This is a genomic window from Klebsiella sp. JB_Kp004 (genome assembly GCF_040065795.1).
GTDB classification, from domain to species: domain Bacteria; phylum Pseudomonadota; class Gammaproteobacteria; order Enterobacterales; family Enterobacteriaceae; genus Klebsiella; species Klebsiella quasipneumoniae.
On the sequence record NZ_JBEAKW010000001.1, the window covers coordinates 200838 to 221708 of the forward strand.

At 61.5% G+C, this 20871-nt stretch carries 23 protein-coding genes; 10 read left to right on the forward strand and 13 right to left on the reverse strand.

The genetic code is table 11. The features are described from left to right. Window positions 1–52 precede the first annotated feature (52 nt). The 6 genes from chbR to osmE form a co-directional block, all read right to left on the reverse strand. Window positions 53–877 (reverse strand): transcriptional regulator ChbR, encoded by an 825-nt coding sequence (gene chbR, locus ABLX76_RS00920; protein WP_004203825.1) that lies wholly within the window; start codon window positions 875–877, stop codon window positions 53–55. Between the two features lie 27 nt (window positions 878–904). Then, complete coding sequence (gene chbA, locus ABLX76_RS00925) at window positions 905–1252, reverse strand: PTS N,N'-diacetylchitobiose transporter subunit IIA (protein WP_023289303.1); 348 nt, start codon at window positions 1250–1252, stop codon at window positions 905–907. Between the two features lie 53 nt (window positions 1253–1305). Further along, window positions 1306–2664: a PTS N,N'-diacetylchitobiose transporter subunit IIC gene (chbC, locus tag ABLX76_RS00930; RefSeq protein WP_004203823.1), complete on the reverse strand. Its 1359-nt coding sequence runs from the start codon at window positions 2662–2664 to the stop codon at window positions 1306–1308. Between the two features lie 11 nt (window positions 2665–2675). Then, window positions 2676–2792 (reverse strand): hypothetical protein, encoded by a 117-nt coding sequence (locus tag ABLX76_RS00935; protein WP_032429133.1) that lies wholly within the window; start codon window positions 2790–2792, stop codon window positions 2676–2678. 19 nt (window positions 2793–2811) lie between these two features. Then, window positions 2812–3132 (reverse strand): PTS N,N'-diacetylchitobiose transporter subunit IIB, encoded by a 321-nt coding sequence (chbB, locus tag ABLX76_RS00940; protein ID WP_002901547.1) that lies wholly within the window; start codon window positions 3130–3132, stop codon window positions 2812–2814. A gap of 278 nt (window positions 3133–3410) precedes the next feature. After that, window positions 3411–3749 carry an osmotically-inducible lipoprotein OsmE gene (gene osmE, locus ABLX76_RS00945; protein WP_023289302.1) on the reverse strand — a complete coding sequence of 113 codons (339 nt, stop codon included), beginning with the start codon at window positions 3747–3749 and terminating at the stop codon, window positions 3411–3413. Between the two features lie 282 nt (window positions 3750–4031). Here osmE and nadE point away from each other — a divergent pair, with 282 nt between their 5' ends. Together nadE and cho are read left to right on the forward strand one after the other, a co-directional pair. Next, entirely contained in the window at window positions 4032–4859 is an 828-nt protein-coding gene (gene nadE, locus ABLX76_RS00950) for an ammonia-dependent NAD(+) synthetase (RefSeq protein WP_101977853.1), read from the forward strand. A gap of 99 nt (window positions 4860–4958) precedes the next feature. Then, window positions 4959–5822 carry an excinuclease Cho gene (cho, locus tag ABLX76_RS00955; RefSeq protein ID WP_023289300.1) on the forward strand — a complete coding sequence of 288 codons (864 nt, stop codon included), beginning with the start codon at window positions 4959–4961 and terminating at the stop codon, window positions 5820–5822. A gap of 87 nt (window positions 5823–5909) precedes the next feature. On the opposite strand, the gene spy is transcribed toward cho, so the two are convergent. From spy to ABLX76_RS00985, 6 genes are all read right to left on the reverse strand, one after another. After that, window positions 5910–6395 (reverse strand): ATP-independent periplasmic protein-refolding chaperone Spy, encoded by a 486-nt coding sequence (gene spy, locus ABLX76_RS00960; protein ID WP_072096650.1) that lies wholly within the window; start codon window positions 6393–6395, stop codon window positions 5910–5912. A gap of 343 nt (window positions 6396–6738) precedes the next feature. Further along, window positions 6739–7704: a succinylglutamate desuccinylase gene (gene astE, locus ABLX76_RS00965; protein WP_065882992.1), complete on the reverse strand. Its 966-nt coding sequence runs from the start codon at window positions 7702–7704 to the stop codon at window positions 6739–6741. A 9-nt stretch (window positions 7705–7713) separates the two neighbouring features. After that, on the reverse strand, window positions 7714–9039 hold the full coding sequence (gene astB / locus ABLX76_RS00970; RefSeq protein ID WP_065882991.1) for an N-succinylarginine dihydrolase: 1326 nt from the start codon (window positions 9037–9039) through the stop codon (window positions 7714–7716). After that, window positions 9036–10514, reverse strand: coding sequence for a succinylglutamate-semialdehyde dehydrogenase (astD, locus tag ABLX76_RS00975; protein ID WP_348873773.1), 1479 nt, complete (start codon window positions 10512–10514; stop codon window positions 9036–9038). The genes astB and astD overlap by 4 nt, the downstream gene beginning before the upstream one ends. Then, complete coding sequence (gene astA / locus ABLX76_RS00980) at window positions 10511–11545, reverse strand: arginine N-succinyltransferase (RefSeq protein WP_065882989.1); 1035 nt, start codon at window positions 11543–11545, stop codon at window positions 10511–10513. The genes astD and astA overlap by 4 nt, the downstream gene beginning before the upstream one ends. Further along, window positions 11542–12762 carry an aspartate aminotransferase family protein gene (locus ABLX76_RS00985; protein ID WP_023289294.1) on the reverse strand — a complete coding sequence of 407 codons (1221 nt, stop codon included), beginning with the start codon at window positions 12760–12762 and terminating at the stop codon, window positions 11542–11544. The genes astA and ABLX76_RS00985 overlap by 4 nt, the downstream gene beginning before the upstream one ends. Before the next feature lie 438 nt (window positions 12763–13200). On the opposite strand from ABLX76_RS00985, the gene xthA reads away from it, so the two are divergent. Next, entirely contained in the window at window positions 13201–14007 is an 807-nt protein-coding gene (gene xthA, locus ABLX76_RS00990; RefSeq protein ID WP_023289293.1) for an exodeoxyribonuclease III, read from the forward strand. 155 nt (window positions 14008–14162) lie between these two features. Here xthA and ABLX76_RS00995 read toward each other — a convergent pair whose 3' ends face one another. Further along, window positions 14163–14306 carry a hypothetical protein gene (locus ABLX76_RS00995; protein WP_023289292.1) on the reverse strand — a complete coding sequence of 48 codons (144 nt, stop codon included), beginning with the start codon at window positions 14304–14306 and terminating at the stop codon, window positions 14163–14165. On the opposite strand from ABLX76_RS00995, the gene ABLX76_RS01000 reads away from it, so the two are divergent. From ABLX76_RS01000 to ABLX76_RS01030, 7 genes are all read left to right on the forward strand, one after another. Then, a complete protein-coding gene (locus tag ABLX76_RS01000; protein WP_223822588.1) occupies window positions 14238–14876 on the forward strand; it encodes a TVP38/TMEM64 family protein in 639 nt (212 codons plus the stop codon). The two genes, ABLX76_RS00995 and ABLX76_RS01000, sit on opposite strands and share 69 nt — an antisense overlap. Continuing rightward, on the forward strand, window positions 14863–15573 hold the full coding sequence (locus ABLX76_RS01005; protein WP_023289290.1) for a TVP38/TMEM64 family protein: 711 nt from the start codon (window positions 14863–14865) through the stop codon (window positions 15571–15573). The genes ABLX76_RS01000 and ABLX76_RS01005 overlap by 14 nt, the downstream gene beginning before the upstream one ends. Further along, a complete protein-coding gene (locus ABLX76_RS01010; RefSeq protein WP_064158338.1) occupies window positions 15570–16130 on the forward strand; it encodes a carboxymuconolactone decarboxylase family protein in 561 nt (186 codons plus the stop codon). Before ABLX76_RS01005 ends, ABLX76_RS01010 begins: the two co-directional genes overlap by 4 nt. Before the next feature lie 2 nt (window positions 16131–16132). Then, the gene (locus ABLX76_RS01015; RefSeq protein WP_348873776.1) at window positions 16133–17308 is read left to right on the forward strand and encodes an ABC transporter substrate-binding protein; all 1176 of its coding nucleotides are present in this window, start codon (window positions 16133–16135) and stop codon (window positions 17306–17308) included. Beyond that, window positions 17281–18816, forward strand: coding sequence for an ABC transporter permease subunit (locus ABLX76_RS01020; protein ID WP_348873778.1), 1536 nt, complete (start codon window positions 17281–17283; stop codon window positions 18814–18816). The genes ABLX76_RS01015 and ABLX76_RS01020 overlap by 28 nt, the downstream gene beginning before the upstream one ends. Beyond that, entirely contained in the window at window positions 18816–19448 is a 633-nt protein-coding gene (locus ABLX76_RS01025; RefSeq protein WP_065882984.1) for an ATP-binding cassette domain-containing protein, read from the forward strand. The genes ABLX76_RS01020 and ABLX76_RS01025 overlap by 1 nt, the downstream gene beginning before the upstream one ends. 93 nt (window positions 19449–19541) lie before the next feature. After that, entirely contained in the window at window positions 19542–20849 is a 1308-nt protein-coding gene (locus tag ABLX76_RS01030) for a sulfurtransferase (RefSeq protein ID WP_044522400.1), read from the forward strand. The last annotated feature ends 22 nt before the right edge of the window (window positions 20850–20871 follow it).

Genomic DNA, 20871 nt, shown 5'->3' on the forward strand with positions numbered 1-20871 from the left:
AGTTAACTTAAATTAGTTACGGTGTAAGCCGGGCGGCTAATACCGCGCGGGTTTAATTAATACTGGTCAAATGTTTGCGATAACTGCTCGGCGTAAACGAGGTCAGCTTTTTAAAGGTTTTAATAAACAGGCTCGGGCTGCTGTACCCTGATTCATAGGCAATATCCGTCACCGAATAATTGGTAATTTCCAGCTGCTTTTTGGCAAAGTTAATACGGATATCGTTAATTATCTGCATCGGCGTTTTACCATAATAGCGCTGGGTCGCCCGGGTTAAATATTCCTGCGTTTTGCCCGATAGCCGAACCATATTCTCGAGGGCGCTCTCGCCAAACTCCAGTTTATCGTGCATGGCCTCAACGGTATTTTTTAACCATTGTGGGACGACGTCTGCAACCGGCTCTTCGCGATAGTGACGTAAACGGTTAATGACATAAAAGGAGACCAGCTCGATAAATTCGTCAAATTCCGTTTCGCGAAAATTGAGTGAGGCGATGACCGACTCAATATAGCCGAGAAAAGCGCTCTGCACGGCATAGACCTGCGACGCCACCAGGCCAAACGGCAGCAACGGCAGATAGTGTTTCTCAAAGAAGCGCCTGCTGATGCCGACGTTAAGGATGCGCGTCGCACCAAATTCGTAGAAGCTCTGGTGGTGCGAGCCCATCGGGATAAAGACAAAATCCCCGCGCTCCAGCAGCACCCGTTTGCCATTGATCTCCTGGTAATAGCGCCCGGTTAATACGACGGTAAATTCGTAGTAATCATGCTGGTGGAGCCCGCTCACGCTTTCCGTTTTGTTATAGATGACCACATGAAAGTTCTTCCCGTTGAACAACTGCTGTTCTCTGGCGGTACTGATCTCGGTGGTCATCATCCTGGGCTGCCTCATCGTCGTGATGGCCTATTGTACCTTCTCGTGCAGCTCAATCAATTCCGCAACCAGCTCGCGGGCCAGCATGGAGGTCATCAGGTGATCCTGAGCATGCACCAGCACCAGGCTGACCTTCATTTTCCCTTCGCCCTCGTCGCTTTCTATAAGCTGGGTCTGCACGCGATGCGCCTCGCTCAGCGCCTGACGCGACTGCTCCATCATCGATTTCGCCGCGGCAAAATCCCCCTGCTTGGCCTGTTTTAGCGCGGCATAGGCCAGGCTACGGGCTTGTCCGGAGTTGATAATCAGCCCCATCACCACCTCTTCGAGGTCGTTTTCCGGGGTCTCTACCGCGTCGATGTTGTCCAGATCAAACATAATATTTCCCTCATTTCTCAGGCGGTACGGGACGCTGCCCGTACCGCGCGGTATCAGAATTTCAGTGCGTTGGCGATGTCTTCTTCGCTCTCTTCCTGCTCGATGACGGTCTGCGCTTTATTCGACAGCACCACAAACGGCAGGTAGACCAGGGTGGAGACGCCAAGGTTGAACAGGGCGACCAGCAGAGCGGCGACGCTGCCGTTACTGTTGAAGAACGCCCCCAGGCCAGTTGGCATGGTCCACGGCGCCAGGTTGGTCACCGGTGGGATAATCCCCAGGCTGTAGGCCGCGAGAGTAATGGCCGCCAGAATCGGCTGGACCAGCACGAACGGGATGAACATGACCGGGTTCATGATGATCGGCAGGCCAAACAGAATCGGTTCGTTAATCTGGAAGATGCCTGACGGCAGCGCCAGCTTCGCAACCTGACGATGGTCAGCGCGGCGGGAAGCGATAAAGATGGCGATGATCAGACCCAGCGTCGCCCCGGAACCCCCCAGCAGGATGTAGGAGTCGAGCATCGGCTTGGCCCAGAAGTGGAACTGTTTACCCGCTTCGATCGCCGCATCAACCGATCCGTACTGGTTGTACAGCGCGATGTTTTCCAGCGCCCATGGCGTCATGATGCCGTTATCCAGCGCGGTCAGCGCCAGCGAACCATGCACCCCGAAGAACCACAGCAGGGAGTTAAAGATGACGTATGCCCAGCCGACCACGCTGCCCATCGCCGCCAGCGGCGTAGAGATGGAGTCCATGATGATCTGGTGGAAGTTGCTGCCGTAGCTCGACAGGGCCCACGAGATAATGCCGAAGATGGAGAGGATCAAGAAGCCAGGGATCAGCGCGGAGAAAGAGCGCGATACCGACCCCGGCACGCTGTCCGGCAGTCTGATCACCCAGTTGCGACGGATCACGAAGGTGAACAGCTCCGCGACGACCAGACCGATAATCATGCCGGAGATGATGTTCTGCCCGCCCAGCCAGTTGGCGCCGACGGCATAGGCTTCGCCCACGCTATACGGGGTCACGGTCATGAAGGCCGCGACCGCCAACAGGCCTGCGGCCATCGGGTCGACTTTGCGCTCTTCCGCCAGCGCGGAGCCAATAAAGAATGGCGCCATCAGCGACATAATGCCGAGGGTGCCGTTATAGACGTTACCGCCGATAGCCTTAAAACCGTTTAAGGTTTCAATGGTGGAGGCATCCAGGCGAATGCCCATGGAATAAAAGAAAGAGCCTTCGCCGAAGCTCAGAAAAACGTTGTTAATTAATACAAACATGGCCCCGGCGAGGGTCAACGGCATTAATTTAATGAATCCATTTTTAATCGCATTAATATGCGGCTGCTTTCCTATTTTCACTGCAAAAGGAAGGAGTACCTTTTCAAGCGAGTCGATCACTTTACTCATAGTCAATACCCTTAAAAGCCGCAATAAACTATTACGGCGATGATGTATGAAATTACTCTTTGACGGGAAAATAAACTCTTTATTCTTTGACGTCCGGCAACGGGATGCCGCCAGGCGTCAAAATATATCGAGTTTTAAAATTTAAAATTATTGTGCTGCAGCTTTCTTAATGGCCGCGACGGCGGCTTTCAATACCCCTAAACCATCCACCTTGCCATACAGAAGAGAATCGATGACTTCTACCGGTTTATTCGGCAGCAGGCGCTGAATTTCCGGTAACATATACGCAATTTGTGGCCCTAATAATACAACGTCGGCTTCCGGTCCCTTTTCACCCGCGAGAGTCTCAGGATAGGCTTCAATAATGACCGGGACTTCGTATTTTTCCGCCTGCGCCCGCATTTTGGAGACCAGCAGTGACGTGGACATGCCTGCCGAGCAGAACAGATAAATGTGTTTCTTTTCCATGAACGCTTCCTCAATGTGTGAGACCAGGGCCTTCAGTAACCGCTGAGAGCCGGTAAGACTGGTAACATCCGGTTAATTCTGTTTATGGGTTGAGTATACGGCAACCTGAGCCGTCGTGATAATTCCCTGTTGAACAGAATTGTCTCTCATTGACCTCCGGTTTTGACTACCCTCACATTTTCATCCAAATAATTCGCGCAATTAAATAAGCATCAGGACTCACAAAAAAGCCCGACCAGTGGTCGGGCTTACGTACAACTCAGTCAACAGTAGGGCGCTTACTTAGCGTTGCGCGGATCCGTATCATACTCAGCGCAGGTCTGGTAGCCGGAGTTCATCACGTGCCCCGTTTCGTCGAGGGCCACAAAGTAGGTCTCCACTTTACCATCTCGTTGACCGAGGATATAGGTCTGGCAGGTGCCGCGGGCATGGACCATCGTCACTTCCGTTGAAGGTTTGCCAGCGATCTGCATCACCTGCTCACGCGACATTCCTTTCTTCACATCTTTCACCACCGGCTGGGTAAACTGGTCTTTGGTACGATCGTAAGCGGTACAGCCCGCGAGTAAGGTTAACGCGACGGTGACGCCCAGTATTCCTGCTAAGCTTTTGTTCATTTTGGTTCCTCTCTTCCACTGTGTAACGATAAGCCTGGAATAAATAGTGTTATTTTTCAAGCCGAACAGCGAAATCATGTCTGATTGTGTTATTGCGTAAACAGGATTGACGCTCCGCCGACGACCGGCGCTTTCTCCTGCGCGCGGGCATCTATAATGAAATCCTATGTCATTGATTGCCTTCTTTTCCGGCAGTCAAAACCCCGGTCCTTGTCGTTTCAGCGGCAAAGAGGTAGCTTTAAGCCAACAGGTTGCCAAACAGATTCACTTTCGGAGGGCGCGATGACGCTACAACAAGAGATTATTCAGGCGCTGGGCGCGAAGCCGCAGATTGATGCCGCAGGCGAGATCCGCCGCAGCGTCGATTTCCTGAAATCCTATCTGCAGACTTACCCTTTTATTAAATCGCTGGTGCTGGGTATCAGCGGCGGCCAGGACTCGACCCTGACGGGGATACTGTGCCAGATGGCGATCAATGAACTGCGCGCCGAAACTGGCGACAGCAGCCTGCAGTTTATCGCCGTGCGTTTACCCTACGGCGTGCAGGCGGATGAGCAGGACTGCCAGGATGCCATCGCCTTTATTCAGCCTGACCGCGTGTTGACGGTGAATATCAAAGCCTCGGTACTGGCAAGCGAACAGGCCCTGCGCGAAGCGGGGATCGAACTGAGCGACTTCGTTCGCGGCAACGAAAAAGCCCGTGAGCGCATGAAAGCCCAGTACAGCATCGCCGGGATGACCAAAGGGGTGGTGGTCGGCACCGACCATGCGGCGGAAGCGATTACCGGCTTCTTCACTAAATATGGCGACGGCGGCACCGACATCAACCCGATTTTCCGCCTGAACAAACGTCAGGGCAAACAGCTGCTGGCCCATCTCGGCTGCCCGGAACATCTGTATAAGAAGCTGCCGACCGCCGATCTGGAAGACGATCGCCCCTCCCTGCCGGATGAAGTGGCGCTGGGGGTCACCTATGAGAATATCGACGACTATCTGGAAGGCAAAACGCTGGACCCCAGCATCGCCAAAACAATCGAAGGCTGGTATCTGAAAACCGAACACAAGCGTCGGCCGCCCATCACCGTCTTTGACGATTTCTGGAAAAAATAGTCCCTCCTCCACCCCGGCCCGCGCCGGGGTTATTTTTTGCGCTTTTCGCCGCAAAAACCGCCTGCTATACTGGATGGATAGACAGTATCAGGAGTTATTGTGGCCAGAAAGCAATCTGCCCCGCGTCTGGAGTTTGAGGCGGCGGCGATCTATGAATATCCCGAACACCTTCGCCCGTGGCTGGAGGCGCTGCCGAAGCTGCCGGGCGTCTATCAATTTCACGGCGACAGCGACACGATGCCGCTCTATATCGGCAAGAGCGTTAACCTGCGCAGCCGGGTGCTCTCCCACCTGCGCACGCCTGAAGAGGCCGCGATGCTGCGTCAGTCCCGGCGTATTACCTGGCAGCGCACCGCTGGCGAGCTGGGGGCCCTGCTGCTGGAGGCGCGGTTAATTAAAGAGCAGCAGCCGCTGTTTAACAAGCGGCTACGGCGTAACAAGCAACTCTGCGCCTGGCTGCTTGCGGACGACCGGCCGCAGATTGTCTATGCCCGCGAGGTTGATTTTTCTCATCAGCAGCATCTCTATGGTCTGTTCGCCAACCGGCGGGCGGCGCTGCAGATGCTGCAGAGCCTCGCTGACGAACAGCGCCTCTGTTATGGCCTGCTCGGTCTGGAGCCGCTCAGCCGCGGCCGCGCCTGCTTTCGATCCGCGCTGGGCCGCTGCGCCGGCGCCTGCTGTGGAAAGGAGAGCGTGGAGGCGCACCGCCAGCGTCTGCTGGCGCAGATGAGCAAGCTGCAGCTGGTGTGCTGGCCTTGGGCAGGACCGGTGGCGCTGGAGGAGCGCGGCCCTGATATGACGCAGTATCATGTCATTCATAACTGGCTGTGGCTGGGGGCCGTCGACTCGCTCGACCAGGCCGCTGAGCTCACCCGCCTGCCCGCCGGATTCGACCAGGATGGTTACAAAATTCTCTGTAAACCTCTGCTCAGCGGCAACTACCCGCTGCACCCGCTTAGCTGAGAAGCCAGAAAGAAAAAACCGCCGGCCCTGCCCAACGCCTGATGGCATTATTGGGCAAGACCGGCGGTCTTGATTCAGTACGCTACATTATTCAGCGGGTGCAGGCATTTTACCTGCCGGCGCGTTGCGTTCTGTCAGATGCTTCTCAAAATTGGCATTGAACTGTTTTTTCTGCTCTGGGGTCAGAATGTTGTAGATCTTGTTCTGCGTTTCCAGGCGGGACAGCGCCATCGCTTTATGCTGCGCCTCCATCTTATCGATCTGCGCTTCCGCTTTCGCCTTGTCGAAGGTATCGCTGGCGATCAGCTCGTGCATCGCGCGGCGTTCGTCAAGGGACGGACGCTTCATGTTTTCGCGCTGGCTCTTCATGATGTCACGGATCTGCTGCTTCTGCGCATCGGTCAGGTTGAGGCCTTTAAACATCATGTCATGCTGACCCGGGCCGCCTTTATGATGCATCATCATCGGCTTGCTGTCGCTCGGCGCGGTGGTGGTATCGGCGGCGTGTGCCAGGTTAGCCGCGCCCAGAGCCAGAGTAGAGGCAACAAACAGTGCAGTGAGTTTCTTCATCATTCAATCCTTACTTTACGTTATTCTTACGGCGCGTTGCCGTGTTGACGAGATTAACTTTACGACGTTAATCGTCAATTAGTCAGAGCAAGAGTAAAACAATGAAAGTGTAAAAAACAGTTTCTCACCAATTATGGAGAAAATAAGGAATTTGAACGAGGAATTGCAATAAAAAATAAATAACCTACTGTTTTTCAGAGAAATTATGGAGAGTATAAAGGAGGGGAGATTAAAAACAAAGCATTTTACCAGGAATAATCTGCAAATTTACGCTGGCGCACGAAAAAATAAGAAGATGTAAAACGACGCGCGAAATTAAGCAGGCCGCCCGGTGGACGGCTTGCCGTCAGGGTAATTTTTCCAGCATCAGGCCAGCGCGCAGCCCCCTGGCCACCGCCGGATTGGGAAACAGAACATACTCCGGCTCTGCCCCCACCACATACCGCATCTCCCCCTCCTCCGCCAGCAGCGTGCCTGGGGCGAAGGGGGTGAAGTTCAGCGTCCGATCCGCCATATGCAGACGGAAATCATCGCTATGGCGGGTGATCTGCTGCACCACCCGGTAGCGCAACGGCGCCGGGGCGTCGGCAATGGCCAGATCCCCCACCAGCAGCCGGGAGATAGCCCCCTCGGCGGCGGCAAACTGCGACAGATCGTTTTCCCCCAACGGCAGCGCTTTGCCCAGCTCAAGGGTGCAGGCCAGCGCCGCGAACCGCTCGCAGCTGAAGTGGGTGAAGGTCCCGCCTGGCTGGCGATGAAACACCAACGCCTCCAGCCCGGCGCCGCCCAGCCAGTGAAGAAAATCCTCCTCCCAGGGCGTATCGCGAGCCGGGAGCACCCCGAAGCGCGGATGCAGCGACCCGCGGATCGCGGTATGCAGATCGAGGTGCCAGCGCGGACCACCGTGGTCGCGATAGAAGCGGCCCACCGCCTGCTCCAGCCGCTGCGCCCGCTGTGTCTCCTCGCTGGTCGGGAATTGCCGCCAGCGCTCGCCAAACATCCGGTTCATATCGCTGTGCAGATAGCGTTTATTCGCCCGCAGCGCCGGCGGGTTACCGACGATCACCAGCAGCCGCCAGCGCAGGGGGAGTTCCTCCCGAACCAGCCGCTGCACCAGCCGGTCGACAATCTCCACCGGCGCCGTTTCGTTGCCATGGATGGCGCAGGAGAGCACCAGCCCGCGCTCGCAGCGCGCATGCGGCGTCAGCTCAAGGATCCCCTCCCCAAGCCAGTGCCAGCGGAAATGGGCCGTCTCGCCGTGAAAGTGATGGGGCAAACGCCCCGCCAGGGTTAATGCCAGAAAGTGTTCCACCGCGCCCCCTTATTGCTGAAATGGATAAACCGAACCGAGCTGCAGGATCTGGGTCAACCGATCCAGCGCATCGCGCCCTTCCCGCAGCAGCTGGGGGTCGGCGAGGTCGGCCTGGGTGAGACGATCGCGATAGTAGCGATCCACCCAATCATTGAGGGTGGCAAACAGCGTATCGTTCATCAGGACGTGCGGATTGACCGCCTGATACTCCTCGGCCGTCAACACTACCCGCAGACGCAGGCACGCCGGACCGCCGCCGTTGGCCATACTCTCGCGCAGATCAAACACCTGCAGCGCGGCGATGGGGTTATCCCCGGCCAGCAGCTCATTGAGATAGTTCCACACGCCCGGATGCGCCTGGGCTTCCTGGGGCAGGATCAGCGCCATGCTGCCGTCCGCCCGGCTCAACAGCTGGCTATTGAACAGATAGGTGGCAACCGCCTCTTCCACCGTGACCCGGCTGGCGGGAACCACCAGCGGGGTGAAGCCCGGCACCTGCTGCGCCAGCTGCTGCAAAACCGCGTTCTGGTCGGCAAAGGCCTGCTCATGGCAGAACAGGACCTGACGATTGCTCACCGCGATGACATCGTTATGAAAAACCCCCATGTCGATCGCCGCCGGATGCTGGCGGGCGAAGATCAGCTGGCGGGGATTGACCTGATTAAGGCGCGCCACCGCCTGGCTGGCCTCAAGAGTTTGCCGCGCCGGATAGCGACGCGGCGCCTCTTCGCTTCCCCGGCGGCGGCCATAGACAAAGAGCTGAACGCCGGGGGCGCCATATTCCCCGCCGAGACGGTTATGGTTCGCCGCCCCTTCGTCGCCAAACCATGCCGAGGCAGGCAGCGCCGGGTGGATGGCAAATCGCGTGCGGTCCGGGAAGATCGCCTGCAGCAACGCCCGGGTGGTGGGGGCTTCGCTGGCGCGGTGGAATTTATCCTGCAGATTCGCCACCGTCAGGTGTACCAGGCCATCCAGCGAATCGGCGGAGGGACAGACCGTCGCGGCGTTGGCCACCCACATCGCCGAGGCCGAACTCACCGCCGACAGCAGATCCGGATCCTGCTGAGCCGCGCGAGCCACCACCTGTTCATCGCTGCCGCTAAAGCCCAGCTGACGCAGGAGCGGCACGTTGGGCCGCTCCTGAGGGGGGATCACCGCCTGCGGATAGCCGGCGTCGGCGAGGGCTTTCATTTTTTTTAGCCCCTGCTTTGCCGCCAGCTGCGGGTTCGACACCCGAAAGCGGTGCCGGGTGGAGGCCTCATTGCCAAAGGAGAGCCCGGCGTAGTGATGGGTCAGTCCGGGCAGACCGTCAAAGTTGACTTCGCGGGCGGTCATGACGCCTCCCCGGCCCGAAAGTCGAGCCCTGGATTGAGACTGGCGGGCAGCGTCAAGGTCGGCGATTCGAGACTGGCCATCGGCCAGGCGCAATAATCGGCGGCATACCAGGCCCCGGGGCGATGATTGCCAGAGGCCCCGGTGCCGCCGAACGGCGCGGTACTCGCCGCCCCGGTCAGCGGTTTGTTCCAGTTGACTATCCCGGCCCGCGCCTCAAGCAGCAGCCGATCGAACTTCTCCCGTTCCGGGGAGATTAACCCGCAGGAGAGCCCGAAGCGGGTGGCATTGGCCAGGGCAATCGCCTCCTCGAAAGTGTCGTAGCGCCAGACGCCAAGCAACGGGCCGAACACCTCTTCATCCTCGACCTGGGCCACGTCGCTCATGTCGACAATCCCCGGCGTCAGCAGCGACGTCCCGGCCTGCAATAAGCGCGGCTCCAGTAGGGTGGCTGCGCCAGCGGCGATCCGCTGCAGCCAGGCCTGATGCACTTTCTGCGCGGCCTGTTCAGAGATAAGCCCGCCGAGAAACGGCTGCGGCTCGGCGTCCCACGCCGCGGGGATCAGCCGTTGGCTCACCGTCACCAGCCTGGAGAGGAAAGCATCTCCCGCCTCTCCGCGCCGGACCAGCAGACGCCGGGCGCAGGTGCAGCGCTGGCCGGCGGTAATAAAGGCGGACTGGATGGTCAGATGCACCGCGGCATCGACGTCCCGCGGATCGTCGACGATCAGCGGGTTATTGCCGCCCATCTCCAGCGCGAGGATCTTCTGCGGCTGTCCGGCCAGCTGGCGATGCAGATGAAAACCGGTGGTCGAGCTGCCGGTAAACAGCAGCCCGTCGATATCCGCCTGGCCGCTGAGCGCCTCGCCGGTTTCCCGACCGCCCTGCAGCAGGTTGAGCACCCCGGCGGGCAGGCCGGCCTGCTCCCACAGCTTCACCACCGCTTCGCCACTGTGCGGGGTGAGTTCGCTGGGTTTGAACACCACGGTATTGCCCGCCAGCAGCGCTGGCACGATATGCCCGTTCGGCAGATGGCCGGGAAAGTTATAGGGGCCAAAGACCGCCAGCACGCCATGCGGCCGGTGACGCAGCGTCGCGGCGCCATCGGGCAGCTCGCAGTGCTGTTCGCCAGTGCGGGTGTGGTACGCCTTCACCGAGATCGCCACCTTGTTGATCATCGCCGTCACTTCCCCGGCCGCCTCCCAGCGCGGCTTTCCGGTCTCGGCGCCGATAATCGCCGTCAGCTCCGCCTTGCTGGCCTCCAGCAGCGCGGCAAATTTTTCGACGATGACCTGGCGGTCGGCAAACGGCAGCCGCGCCCAGGCCGGGAACGCCTGGCGGGCTGCCGCCACCGCCTCGGCGACCTGCCCGGCGTCCGCCGCCTCTCCCTGCCAGACAACCTTCAGGTTGACCGGATCCTGTTTGCTGAAGCGCGGCCCATCGCCGGGCCGCCACTCGCCGTTAATCCACAGACTCATGCGGTTTTCTCCTCAGGGATCAGGCGCACCATGCGCACCTGGTCGCCGGCATGACACTTCAGCATATCCAGCTCGCGGGCGCTGAGGGTCAGGGTGTCGCCATCCGGGTCGGCATGCACCAGCAGGGCGCGGAACTGGTGGTACTGTTCGTTCGCCACCAGGCACAGCGGCCCGTCGCCGGGCGGCGTTTCGCCGGCCTCGGTGGTCACCAGACGGCTTTGACGGATCGCCCGCACCCGGTCGATATCGCACTCCAGGGTCGGGCCGCCGTCGAAAATATCGATGTAGTTCAGGTAGCGGAATCCCTCTTTCTCCAGCACCGTCCGGGCCGGGGCGGTCTGCGGGTGGACCTTGCCGATCACCGCCTGCGCCTCGGGGGTGAGGAAATCGATATACAGCGGGTGCTTGGGCATCAGGGCGGCAATAAAAGCCTTCTGTCCGGTGCCGCACAGGTAGTCGGCGCGGGAAAACTCCATGGCGAAAAAGCGTTTGCCCAGGCTCTCCCAGAACGGGGAATAGCCGTGCTCGTCAATCACCCCGCGCATCTCGGCAACCACCTTCTCATTAAAGCGCTCGCGAAAGGCGGCCATAAATAAGAAGCGCGATTTCGACAGCAGATAGCCATTACCCTCTTTGCGCCACTGCGGGTCGAGGAACAGGGTACACAGCTCGCTGCTGCCGGTGTGGTCGTTACTGAGAAACAGCGTCGGCAGCGCCTGATAGACGTTAAGCTCCTTCGAGGCATGGACCTGGGTGCCGACCCGGTAGTTGTACCAGGGATCGTTGAGCCCCACCGCCACCTCTATCGCGCAGATGCCCACCACAGCGCCGCTCTCGCTCTCTTCCAGCACAAAGACATAGCCCTGCTCGCTTTTCGGCAGCTCGCCGCGCCAGGTTTGCTGTGAGCGGGCGATCCGCGCCGCGAGGGTGGCTTCATCCACCGGCAGCGAGGTCAGCCCGCCGCCGGTCTCCGCCGCCAGCTTCAGCAGCCCGGGCAGATCGCCCGGCTCCACCGGTCGAATAACCATCATGATGAAACTCCCGCCAGGAATCGCGCGCAGGCCCGCTCGACGCGATCCAGCCCGCTGTTCACCTCTTCTTCACTGACGTTCAGCGCTGGCGCGAAACGCACCACGTTGGCGCCGGCGATCAGGATCATCACGCCCTCTTCCGCCGCCAGGTTGCTGAGGGTTTTCGCCTTCCCGGCCCAGGCGTCGTTCAGCACGCAGCCGATCAGCAGCCCCAGGCCGCGGATCTCCTTGAACAGACCATAGCGGGCGTTGATCGCCTGCAGGCGTTCGCAAAACCACTGATGGCGCTGTCTGACGCCGGAGAGCACTTCCGGGGTATTGACGATCGACAGCAGCTCGCCGGCCACCGCCCCCGCCAGCGGGTTACCGCCGTAGGTGGTGCCGTGGGTGCCGACGGTCATTACGCTGGCGCAGGCCTCTGTCGCCAGCAGCGCGCCGATGGGGAAGCCGCCGCCCAGCGCTTTGGCGGTGGTCAGCACATCGGGGGTCACGCCGTAGTGCATATAGGCATACAGTTCGCCGGTGCGCCCGACCCCGGTCTGCACTTCATCGAAAATCAGCAGGGCGTTGTGCTGGTCGCAAAGCTGGCGCAGGCCGCGTAAAAACTCGACGCTGGCCGGCACCACGCCGCCTTCGCCCTGCACCGGCTCGACGATCACCGCGCAGGTTTGGTCATTGATTAAGGCCTTTGCCGACGCGAGATCGTTAAACACCGCATGCTGGATCTGCGGCGGCAGCGGGGCAAAATCCCGGGAGTAGGCCGGTTGACCTCCTGCCGAAACGGTGAACAGCGTCCGCCCGTGGAAGGCGTTCTGGAAGGCGACAATGCCGCTTTTCTCGCTGCCGAAGCGATCGTGGGCATATTTACGCGCCAGCTTGAGCGCCGCCTCATTGGCCTCGGCCCCGGAGTTACAGAAGAAGACCCGGTCGGCGAAGGTGGCATCGATAAGCATTTTGGCCAGACGCAGGATCGGCTCATTGGTATAGCCATTGCCGGTATGCCAGAACTTGCCAGCCTGATCGGTGAGGGCCTGCACCAGACGCGGATGCGCATGCCCCAGCGCGTTCACGGCGATGCCTCCGGCAAAATCGATATACTCTTTGCCCTGCTGATCCCACAGCCGCGACCCGGCGCCCCGCACCGGAATAAAAGCCGCTGGCGCGTAGACCGGCATCATCCATTCATCAAAGTGGTTACGCGTAATTGACTGAGACATATCGACCTCTTCCGGTAAATTAAAAGTAGCAATAATGTTAATAAATATGAGTTATTACGCTGTAAATGTAGATTGCACGGTTCGTGCCAGCCAGCGATAAAAATGCATAAACCGGATGAGATAACGAAATATCAATGAGTTACAACCTGGCGCTATTCACATAAAATGCATAATTAGTGAATAAGTATCCGATAAAGGGGGATGAACAGTGATTAAAGAAGATAAGTTATGCAAAGGTAAGATATAATTCTGTAATTGTGATCTTCTGCGAAATTTATCGTAGCTATTTGCCCTTTTTTGGCGCGGCGTGCCCGCAAAAGGGGCACCCACGGCACGCTCATGCGCAGCGATTGGCAGAATGACGCATCGGATGGCAGCCAGCCTGGCGAATTTCTGCTACCATCCCTGCACTATTCACCTTGCACAGTGGCAGCGACTATGAAATTCGTCTCTTTTAATATCAACGGCCTGCGCGCCCGCCCACACCAACTGGCCGCCATCGTCGAAAAGCACCAGCCGGACGTGATTGGCCTGCAGGAAACCAAAGTTCACGACGATATGTTCCCTCTCGAAGAGGTCGCCAGACTCGGCTATAACGTCTTTTATCACGGCCAGAAAGGCCATTATGGCGTCGCTCTGCTGACCAAAGAGACGCCGATTGCCGTCCGCCGCGGTTTCCCGGACGATGGCGAAGAGGCTCAGCGCCGCATCATCATGGCCGAGATCCCGTCGCCGTTCGGTAACGTTACGGTGATTAATGGTTATTTCCCGCAAGGTGAAAGCCGCGATCATGAGACCAAATTCCCGGCCAAAGCGGCGTTCTATCAGAATCTGCAGAATTATCTGGAGACCGAGCTCAATAAAGAGAATCCGGTGCTGATCATGGGCGATATGAACATCAGCCCTACCGATCTCGACATCGGTATCGGTGAAGAGAACCGCAAACGCTGGCTGCGCACCGGCAAATGTTCCTTCCTGCCGGAAGAGCGGGAATGGATGGACCGTCTGCTGGGCTGGGGCCTGGTGGATACCTGGCGTCAGGCTAACCCGGACAATCAGGAGCACTTCTCGTGGTTTGATTACCGCTCCAAAGGCTTCGACGATAACCGCGGGCTGCGCATCGACCTGCTGCTGGCCAGCCAGCCTCTGGCCCAGCGCTGCGTGGAGACCGGAATCGATTATGAGATCCGCGGGATGGAAAAACCGTCCGACCACGCGCCGGTGTGGGCCACCTTCCGGCCGTAAGCCACGTCCTGACCTGCCTCCCGCCGCGCGAGGGGCAGAATTTCCTGAGCAAAATCAACAAAGCGACGGTAAACCATTGTGGCCGTCGTCTGAACAGGATACTGTCGCGCGCACTTTTTAATGTCCACCGCGTCCAGGCTGTACAGGAGACCCCTTCATGAAAAAGAAGCCATCATCCGGCCATTGGTAAAGGGCTGGGACTCATCGCGCTGGCGGCCACGCTGGCCGTTATCAGCCACCGCGTCGGTCTCCACGATCTGCTGACTCACCTGCATCTGCTGCAGGAGACCCTGCGCCATCAGGGCGCCTGGGGCTATCTGGTCTATGCAGCGCTGTTTATCATTGCCACCCTGTGCCTGATCCCCGGCAGCCTGCTGGTGATCGCCGGCGGAATACTCTTCGGCCCGCTGACCGGCTCTCTGCTCTCGTTTGCCGCCGCCACTGTCGCCTCTTCGCTGTCGTTTTTGATCGCCCGCTGGCTTGGGCGCGATCTGCTGCAGCGCTATGTGGGCCATACCGCCGTCTTCCAGGCCATTGAGCGCGGTATCGCCCGCAGCGGCAGCGATTTTCTGATCCTCACCCGCCTGGTGCCGCTCTTTCCCTACAACATTCAGAATTACGCCTACGGCCTGACGGCGATCCCCTTCTGGCCTTTTACCCTGATCTCCGCCGTGACCACCCTGCCGGGCCTGGTGATCTATTCGGTGATGGCCAGCGAACTGGCTCGCGAGGGGGCGACCTTCGCCTTCGCGCTCAAGCTGAGCCTCGCCGGCGGGCTGCTGTTTGCCCTGGTGCAGATGGGCAAACGGTTTGCCCGCGCCCGCCGTGTGGCAACGCCCGGCGAGGAGGTGCGCCATGACCCGACCTGATCGCCGTCACCTGCGCCGCGCCCGGCTGGCCCTCGCCGTGGTGGCCGTTGCCGCTCTGGCCGCCTGGCTGTGGTTCCCCGGCGGGCGAGCCTTTCTGCAGCACAGCCTGACGGCGCTAGCGTCGCTGGATCCCCAGCATGTTAAAGACTTTATCGCCGCCTGGGGGGCGCAGGCGGCGCTGGTCTCTTTTGCGCTGATGATCCTCCAGGCGATCGTCGCCCCGCTGCCGGCCTTCCTGATCACCCTGGCGAACGCCGCGCTGTTCGGCGCCTTCTGGGGCGGCGCGCTGTCGTGGTTCAGCGCCATGGTCGGCGCCGGGCTCTGTTTCTGCATCGCCAGAGCGCTGGGGCGCGAGGTGGTGGAGAAACTCACCGGCCGCACGGTGCTGCGCAGCGTCGACGGCTATTTCGCCCGCTTTGGCCCGCAGACGATCCTGGTCTGTCGCCTGCTGCCGTTTGTCCCTTTTGATCCGGTCAGCTATGCCGCCGGACTGACTTCGCTGCGCTTCTGGCCCTTTATGCTGGCCACCGGCGTGGGACAGCTGCCGGCGACCATCGTCTATTCCTGGGCCGGGAGCCTGCTGACCGGAGGCGCCTTCTGGCTGGCCACTGGCCTTTCGCTGCTTTTTGCCCTGGCGGTGGTCATCTCCATCGCCAAAAATATTTACCGTGAACGTCATAAGAGATCGTCGCCATGAGCTTACCCCCGCTGGATACTGTCCCCCTGATCCTTCGTCCGCAGGCCTGGCTGCACCGTCGTCATTACGGCCAGGTGCTGAGCCCCATTCGCTGGTGGGGGCGGATCCCGTGGCTGTTTTACCTGGTCTCGCTGTTCGTCGGCTATATTGAACGCCGCCGCTCGCCGCTGGATCCGGTGCTGCGCTCGCTGGTCAGCGCCCGCATCGCCCAGCTGTGCCACTGCGAATTCTGCATCGATATCACCAGCATGACCCTCGCGGCGCGGAGCGGAGGCCGCGACAAACTGCTGGCGGTCGCCGACTGGCGCAACAGTACGCTGTTTAGCGAGCAAGAGCGTCTGGCGCTGGCCTATGCCGAAGCCGCCAGTCAGACGCCGCCGGAGGTGGATGATGCCCTGCGCAGCGCGATGGCGGCGCATTTTGACGCCCGGGCGCTCACCGAGCTGACCGCCCTGATTGGCCTGCAAAATTTATCAGCGCGGTTCAACGCCGCGATGGCGATCCCGGCCCAGGGGCTGTGCAAGATCCCCCCCTCTTCCCCGCACAATAAGGAGTAATGATGCGCCGTTTGCGTGATTTCAGCCTCTGTCTGTACCTGCTGCTGCTCTGGCCGCTGGTGGTGAATGCCGACGACAGCTGGCGGCAGACCCAGACGGAAGCCCGTGGCCAGACCGTCTGGTTTAACGCCTGGGGTGGCGACCCGGCCGTTAACCGCTATCTGGCGTGGGTCAGCGAGGAGGTCAAACGCCACTACGCGATCGACCTGCGTATTGTCCCCATCGCCGACGCCGCCGACGCGGTGAAACGCATCCAGACTGAGGCGCAGGCTGGCCGTCGCCGCGGCGGTTCGGTGGATTTGCTGTGGATCAACGGCGAAAACTTTCACACCCTAAAACAGGCCAACCTGCTGCTCACCGGCTGGGCCGAATCGCTGCCCAACTGGCGCTATGTCGATCGGCAAAAGCCGGTTCAGGAAGATTTTTCTGTCGCCACCGAGGGCGCCGAGTCGCCGTGGGGCAGCGCCCAGCTGACGTTTATCGCCCGCCGCGAACAAACCCCGCAGCCTCCCACCAGCCCGCAGGCGCTGCTGGCCTTCGCCAGAGCCCATCCGGGCAGCGTAACCTACCCGCGGCCACCGGACTTCACCGGTACCGCCCTGCTGGAGCAGCTGCTGATCGCCCTCACCGACCAGCCTGCCGCCCTGCGCCAGCCGCCGCAGACGGCGACTTTCGCGGCGGTCACCGCCCCGCTGTGGCGCTATCTCGATGCGCTGCACCCGGCGCTGTGGCGGGCGGGCAAGGATTTCCCGGCGTCGCCGGCGCGGATGGACGCCATGCTCAACCAGGGCACCCTCCGCCTGTCGCTGACGTTTAATCCGCTCCATGCCCGGCAGAAGGCCGCCAGCGGGGAGTTACCGGCGGACAGCTACAGCTTCGGCTTTACCGGAGGGACCCTTGGCAACGTCCATTTCGTGACTATCCCGGCCAACGCGCGCGCCGTCGCCGCTGCCAAAGTGGTGGCCAATTTCCTGCTCTCCCCTGAGGCGCAATTGCGCAAGGCGGATGCCGCCGTCTGGGGCGATCCAAGCGTCCTGGAGCAGCGTCTACCTGACAAGCAGCGCCAGGCGCTGGCGGCCACCCTGCCGCAGGATCTGCCGCCGGTGCTTGCCGAGCCGCACGCGGCGTGGGTTGACGCACTGGAGCAGGAATGGCTGCGCCGCTACGGTACCCACTGATCCTGCTGGCCTGGGGGACAATGGCGGCAATCTATCTGCCCTTATTCCCCGCCGCCGCAGGGCTGGCGTGGCCGGCGCTCTCCCCGGTCCACTGGCGGGCGCTGTTCGCCGACCCGCAGCTGGGCCAGGCGCTGGCCGCCACCCTTGTTTCCACGCTGCTGTCCGTCGGCGGCGCGTTACTGATCGCCCTGACCATCGTCGCCGCCCTCTGGCCTTCGGCCCGCTGGCGGCGACTGGCTTCCCGCCTGCCCTTGCTGCTGGCGGTGCCCCATCTAGCCCTGGCGACGGCGGCGCTGCTGCTGTTCGCCGAAGGCGGCTGGATCTGGCAGCGGCTGCCGTTTTTGACGCCGCCGGTCGACCGGTACGGCATCGGGCTTGGCCTGACGATGGCCCTGAAAGAGAGCGCCTTTGTGCTGTGGGTGATCTACGGCCTGCTGGGGGAGGCGCGCCTCGCCGACCAGGCGACAGCGCTAAAGAGCCTCGGCTACGGCCGCTGGCAGTGCCTGCGCTGGCTGGTGCTGCCTGGGCTGCTGCCCGCCCTCGGCATGGTGCTGCTGGCCGCCGCGGCCTGGAGCCTGTCGACGGTAGACGTCGCCCTGGTGCTGGGGCCCGGCAATCCGCCCACCCTCGCCGTGCTGGCGTGGCAGTGGTTAAGCCAGGGCGATGACCTGCAGCAGGCGAAAGGGGCGCTGGCCAGCCTGCTGCTGCTGGCGATCCTCGGCGGGCTGGCGCTGGTCGCCTGGGGCGGATGGCGGCTACAGCGTCGACGTCTGCCCGATCTGCGCGGCGTTCGGCATCCCCATCCCCACGCCCTGCCCGGCCGCCTGCTGGCGAGTGCCCTGCCGCTGAGCGGCCTGCTGTGCGCGCTATTGCTGGCGGGGCTGGCGCGCTCGGCGCCGCCGCAGACCGAGGCATTGATTAACAGTCTTGGTCTGGCGCTGGCGGCCTGCGCCCTCGGCGCGGCCGTCTGCCTGCTGTGGCTGGCCTGCGGCCCGGCGCGGGGAGATGGCTGGGTCTGGCTGCCGCTGGTGCTGCCGGCCCTGCCGCTGGCCGACGGCCAGTACCGGCTGGCGCTGTACGCCTGGCTAGACGGCGAATGGTGGACCGTCCTGTGGGGCCATCTGCTATGGGTGGTGCCGTGGATGCTGTTTATTTTGCGCCCGGCCTGGCGCCAGCGCGATCCGCGGATGGCGGTGATCGCCCGCACGCTCGGCTGGGATCCCACGCGTATTTTCTGGCTGCTGACCCTGCCCTCGCTGACCCGCCCGCTGCTGACCGCCCTGGCGGTGGGTTTCTCGGTGAGCATTGCGCAGTATCTGCCAACGCTATGGCTGGGGGCAGGCCGTATCCCGACGCTCACCAGCCAGGCGGTGGCGCTCAGCAGCGGCGGCGAGGCGCAGACGCTCGCCGCCCAGGCGCTGTGGCAATTACTGCTGCCGGCGGTATGCTTTACCCTGACGGCCCTGCTGGCCTGGCTGGCGGGCCGCTATCGACGAGGACTTCGCTAGTGCTAACCGTAAACCATCTGACCCTGAGCGTGAAACGTCAGCCGCTGCTGCGGGAGGTCGCCTTCTCGGTGGCCCCGGGTGAAGTGCTGACGCTGATGGGCCCTTCCGGCAGCGGAAAATCGACGCTGTTTGCATGGATGATTGGCGCTCTGGCCGGCGACTTCCGCGCCGAGGGCGAGCTGTGGCTCAACGAGCGGCGCTGCGATACGCTGCCAACGGAGCGCCGGCGCATCGGCATCCTGTTTCAGGACCCGTTGCTGTTCGACCATTTCAGCGTCGGGCAAAATTTACAGCTGGCGCTACCGGAAAGCGTGCGCGGCGAGGCGCGAAAAGCCGCGGTGGAGCAGGCGCTCAGTCGCGCCGGGCTGCATGGCTTCGCCGCGCGCGACCCGGCCACGCTCTCCGGCGGACAGCGGGCGCGGGTGAGTCTGCTGCGCGCCCTGCTGGCGCGCCCCGAGGCGCTGCTGCTGGATGAGCCCTTCAGCCGCCTGGATGCGACCCTGCGCGCCGCGTTCCGTCGCTGGGTATTTGAGGAACTGGCCCGCCAGGCCATTCCGGCGATCCTGGTGACCCACGATCGCGAGGACTGTCCGCCGACGGGGCGGTGCCTGGCGATGGAGCGCTGGCAATGAAGCGCAATAGCGTGCAAACCTGCGTTACCGCAAAGAAATCAACGCCTGGCAAGCGGAGAATACGCCCTCCACTTTTTACCGTCGGGCATTTCGATGAAACGTGTTTCTCAATTGACCGCACTCGCCCTGCTCATGGGGCTTGCTGCCACCACCACCTGCGCCGCTGAAACCATGCCAGCGCTCACCCTCTCCCATCTGCAACAGCAGCACGGCGTGGCCATCGACACCCGCCTGAGCGCTTATTACAACGGCTGGCCGCAGCACGTCAACGGCCCGGAAGGGCATGAGCCGCAGGCGCTGAACCTTTCCGCCCGCTGGCTCGGCGCCATGAGCGACGAGCAGCTCCACAGCTGGGCTAAACAACACCAGCTCCAGCCCGATACCCCCATCGCGCTGTACGGCAGTCCTGAGGATAACGCCAGCGTCGCGGCGCGACTGAAACAAGCGGGCTTCACCCGGCTCAACGTCCTGAGCGACGCTCTGAGCCAGGGCGACCGTCTGCAAAAGCTGCCGCACTTTGAACAGCTGGTCTACCCGCAGTGGCTACACGATCTGCAGCAAGGGAAGAGCGTGGCTGCCGCCCCGGCCGGCGACTGGAAAGTGTTTGAGGCCGCCTGGGGAGCGCCGAAGCTCTATCTGCTGAGCCATATCCCGGGCGCGGGCTATATCGACACCAATGAGGTGGAGAGCGAACCGCTGTGGAATAAAGTCTCCGATGCGCAGCTGAAGGCGATGCTGGCGAAGCACGGCATCCGCCATGACACCACGGTGATCCTCTACGGTCGCGACGTCTACGCCGCGGCGCGGGTGGCGCAGATCATGCTGTACGCCGGCGTCAAAGACGTGCGCCTGCTGGACGGCGGCTGGCAGACCTGGTCCGACGCCGGTCTGCCGGTGGCGCGCGGCATGCCGCCGACGCCGCAGCCGGCGCCGGATTTTGGCGCGCCGATCCCCGGCCAGCCGCAGCTGATGCTGGATACCGGGCAGGCCCGCGGTCTGCTGCATCGCCAGGACGCCTCGCTGGTCAGCGTCCGCTCGTGGCCGGAGTTTATCGGCACCACCAGCGGGTACAGCTATATCAAACCGAAGGGCGACATCGCCGGCGCCCGCTGGGGCCATGCCGGAAGCGACTCCACGCACATGGAAGACTTCCATAACCCGGACGGCACCATGCGCAGCGCCGACGATATCGCCGCCCTGTGGCGCCAGTGGAACATCCTGCCTGACCAGCAGGTGGCGTTCTATTGCGGAACCGGCTGGCGGGCCTCGGAAACCTTCATGTATGCCCGGGCCATGGGCTGGCCGCACGTCGCCGTCTATGACGGCGGCTGGTACGAATGGAGCAGCAACCCGCACAATCCGGTCGCCCGCGGAGAACGCGGCCCGGAAAGCAGCCAGTAACGCGTCCCACCCGCGCGCGTCG

Excerpts from the sequence above, each read along its gene's own strand:
- chbA (WP_023289303.1), bottom strand. The coding sequence starts at position 1,252 with ATGTTTGATCTGGACAACATCGACGCGGTAGAGACCCCGGAAAACGAC.
- ABLX76_RS01015 (WP_348873776.1), top strand. The coding sequence starts at position 16,133 with ATGCGCCGTTTGCGTGATTTCAGCCTCTGTCTGTACCTGCTGCTGCTC.
- osmE (WP_023289302.1), bottom strand. The coding sequence starts at position 3,749 with ATGAACAAAAGCTTAGCAGGAATACTGGGCGTCACCGTCGCGTTAACC.
- ABLX76_RS00985 (WP_023289294.1), bottom strand. The coding sequence starts at position 12,762 with ATGTCTCAGTCAATTACGCGTAACCACTTTGATGAATGGATGATGCCG.
- astA (WP_065882989.1), bottom strand. The coding sequence starts at position 11,545 with ATGATGGTTATTCGACCGGTGGAGCCGGGCGATCTGCCCGGGCTGCTG.
- ABLX76_RS01030 (WP_044522400.1), top strand. The coding sequence starts at position 19,542 with ATGAAACGTGTTTCTCAATTGACCGCACTCGCCCTGCTCATGGGGCTT.
- chbR (WP_004203825.1), bottom strand. The coding sequence starts at position 877 with ATGATGACCACCGAGATCAGTACCGCCAGAGAACAGCAGTTGTTCAAC.
- ABLX76_RS00995 (WP_023289292.1), bottom strand. The coding sequence starts at position 14,306 with ATGGCGCAGGGTCTCCTGCAGCAGATGCAGGTGAGTCAGCAGATCGTG.
- nadE (WP_101977853.1), top strand. The coding sequence starts at position 4,032 with ATGACGCTACAACAAGAGATTATTCAGGCGCTGGGCGCGAAGCCGCAG.
- ABLX76_RS01005 (WP_023289290.1), top strand. The coding sequence starts at position 14,863 with ATGACCCGACCTGATCGCCGTCACCTGCGCCGCGCCCGGCTGGCCCTC.
- astD (WP_348873773.1), bottom strand. The coding sequence starts at position 10,514 with ATGAGTCTGTGGATTAACGGCGAGTGGCGGCCCGGCGATGGGCCGCGC.
- chbC (WP_004203823.1), bottom strand. The coding sequence starts at position 2,664 with ATGAGTAAAGTGATCGACTCGCTTGAAAAGGTACTCCTTCCTTTTGCA.
- spy (WP_072096650.1), bottom strand. The coding sequence starts at position 6,395 with ATGATGAAGAAACTCACTGCACTGTTTGTTGCCTCTACTCTGGCTCTG.
- xthA (WP_023289293.1), top strand. The coding sequence starts at position 13,201 with ATGAAATTCGTCTCTTTTAATATCAACGGCCTGCGCGCCCGCCCACAC.
- chbB (WP_002901547.1), bottom strand. The coding sequence starts at position 3,132 with ATGGAAAAGAAACACATTTATCTGTTCTGCTCGGCAGGCATGTCCACG.
- ABLX76_RS01010 (WP_064158338.1), top strand. The coding sequence starts at position 15,570 with ATGAGCTTACCCCCGCTGGATACTGTCCCCCTGATCCTTCGTCCGCAG.
- astB (WP_065882991.1), bottom strand. The coding sequence starts at position 9,039 with ATGACCGCCCGCGAAGTCAACTTTGACGGTCTGCCCGGACTGACCCAT.
- ABLX76_RS01020 (WP_348873778.1), top strand. The coding sequence starts at position 17,281 with ATGGCTGCGCCGCTACGGTACCCACTGATCCTGCTGGCCTGGGGGACA.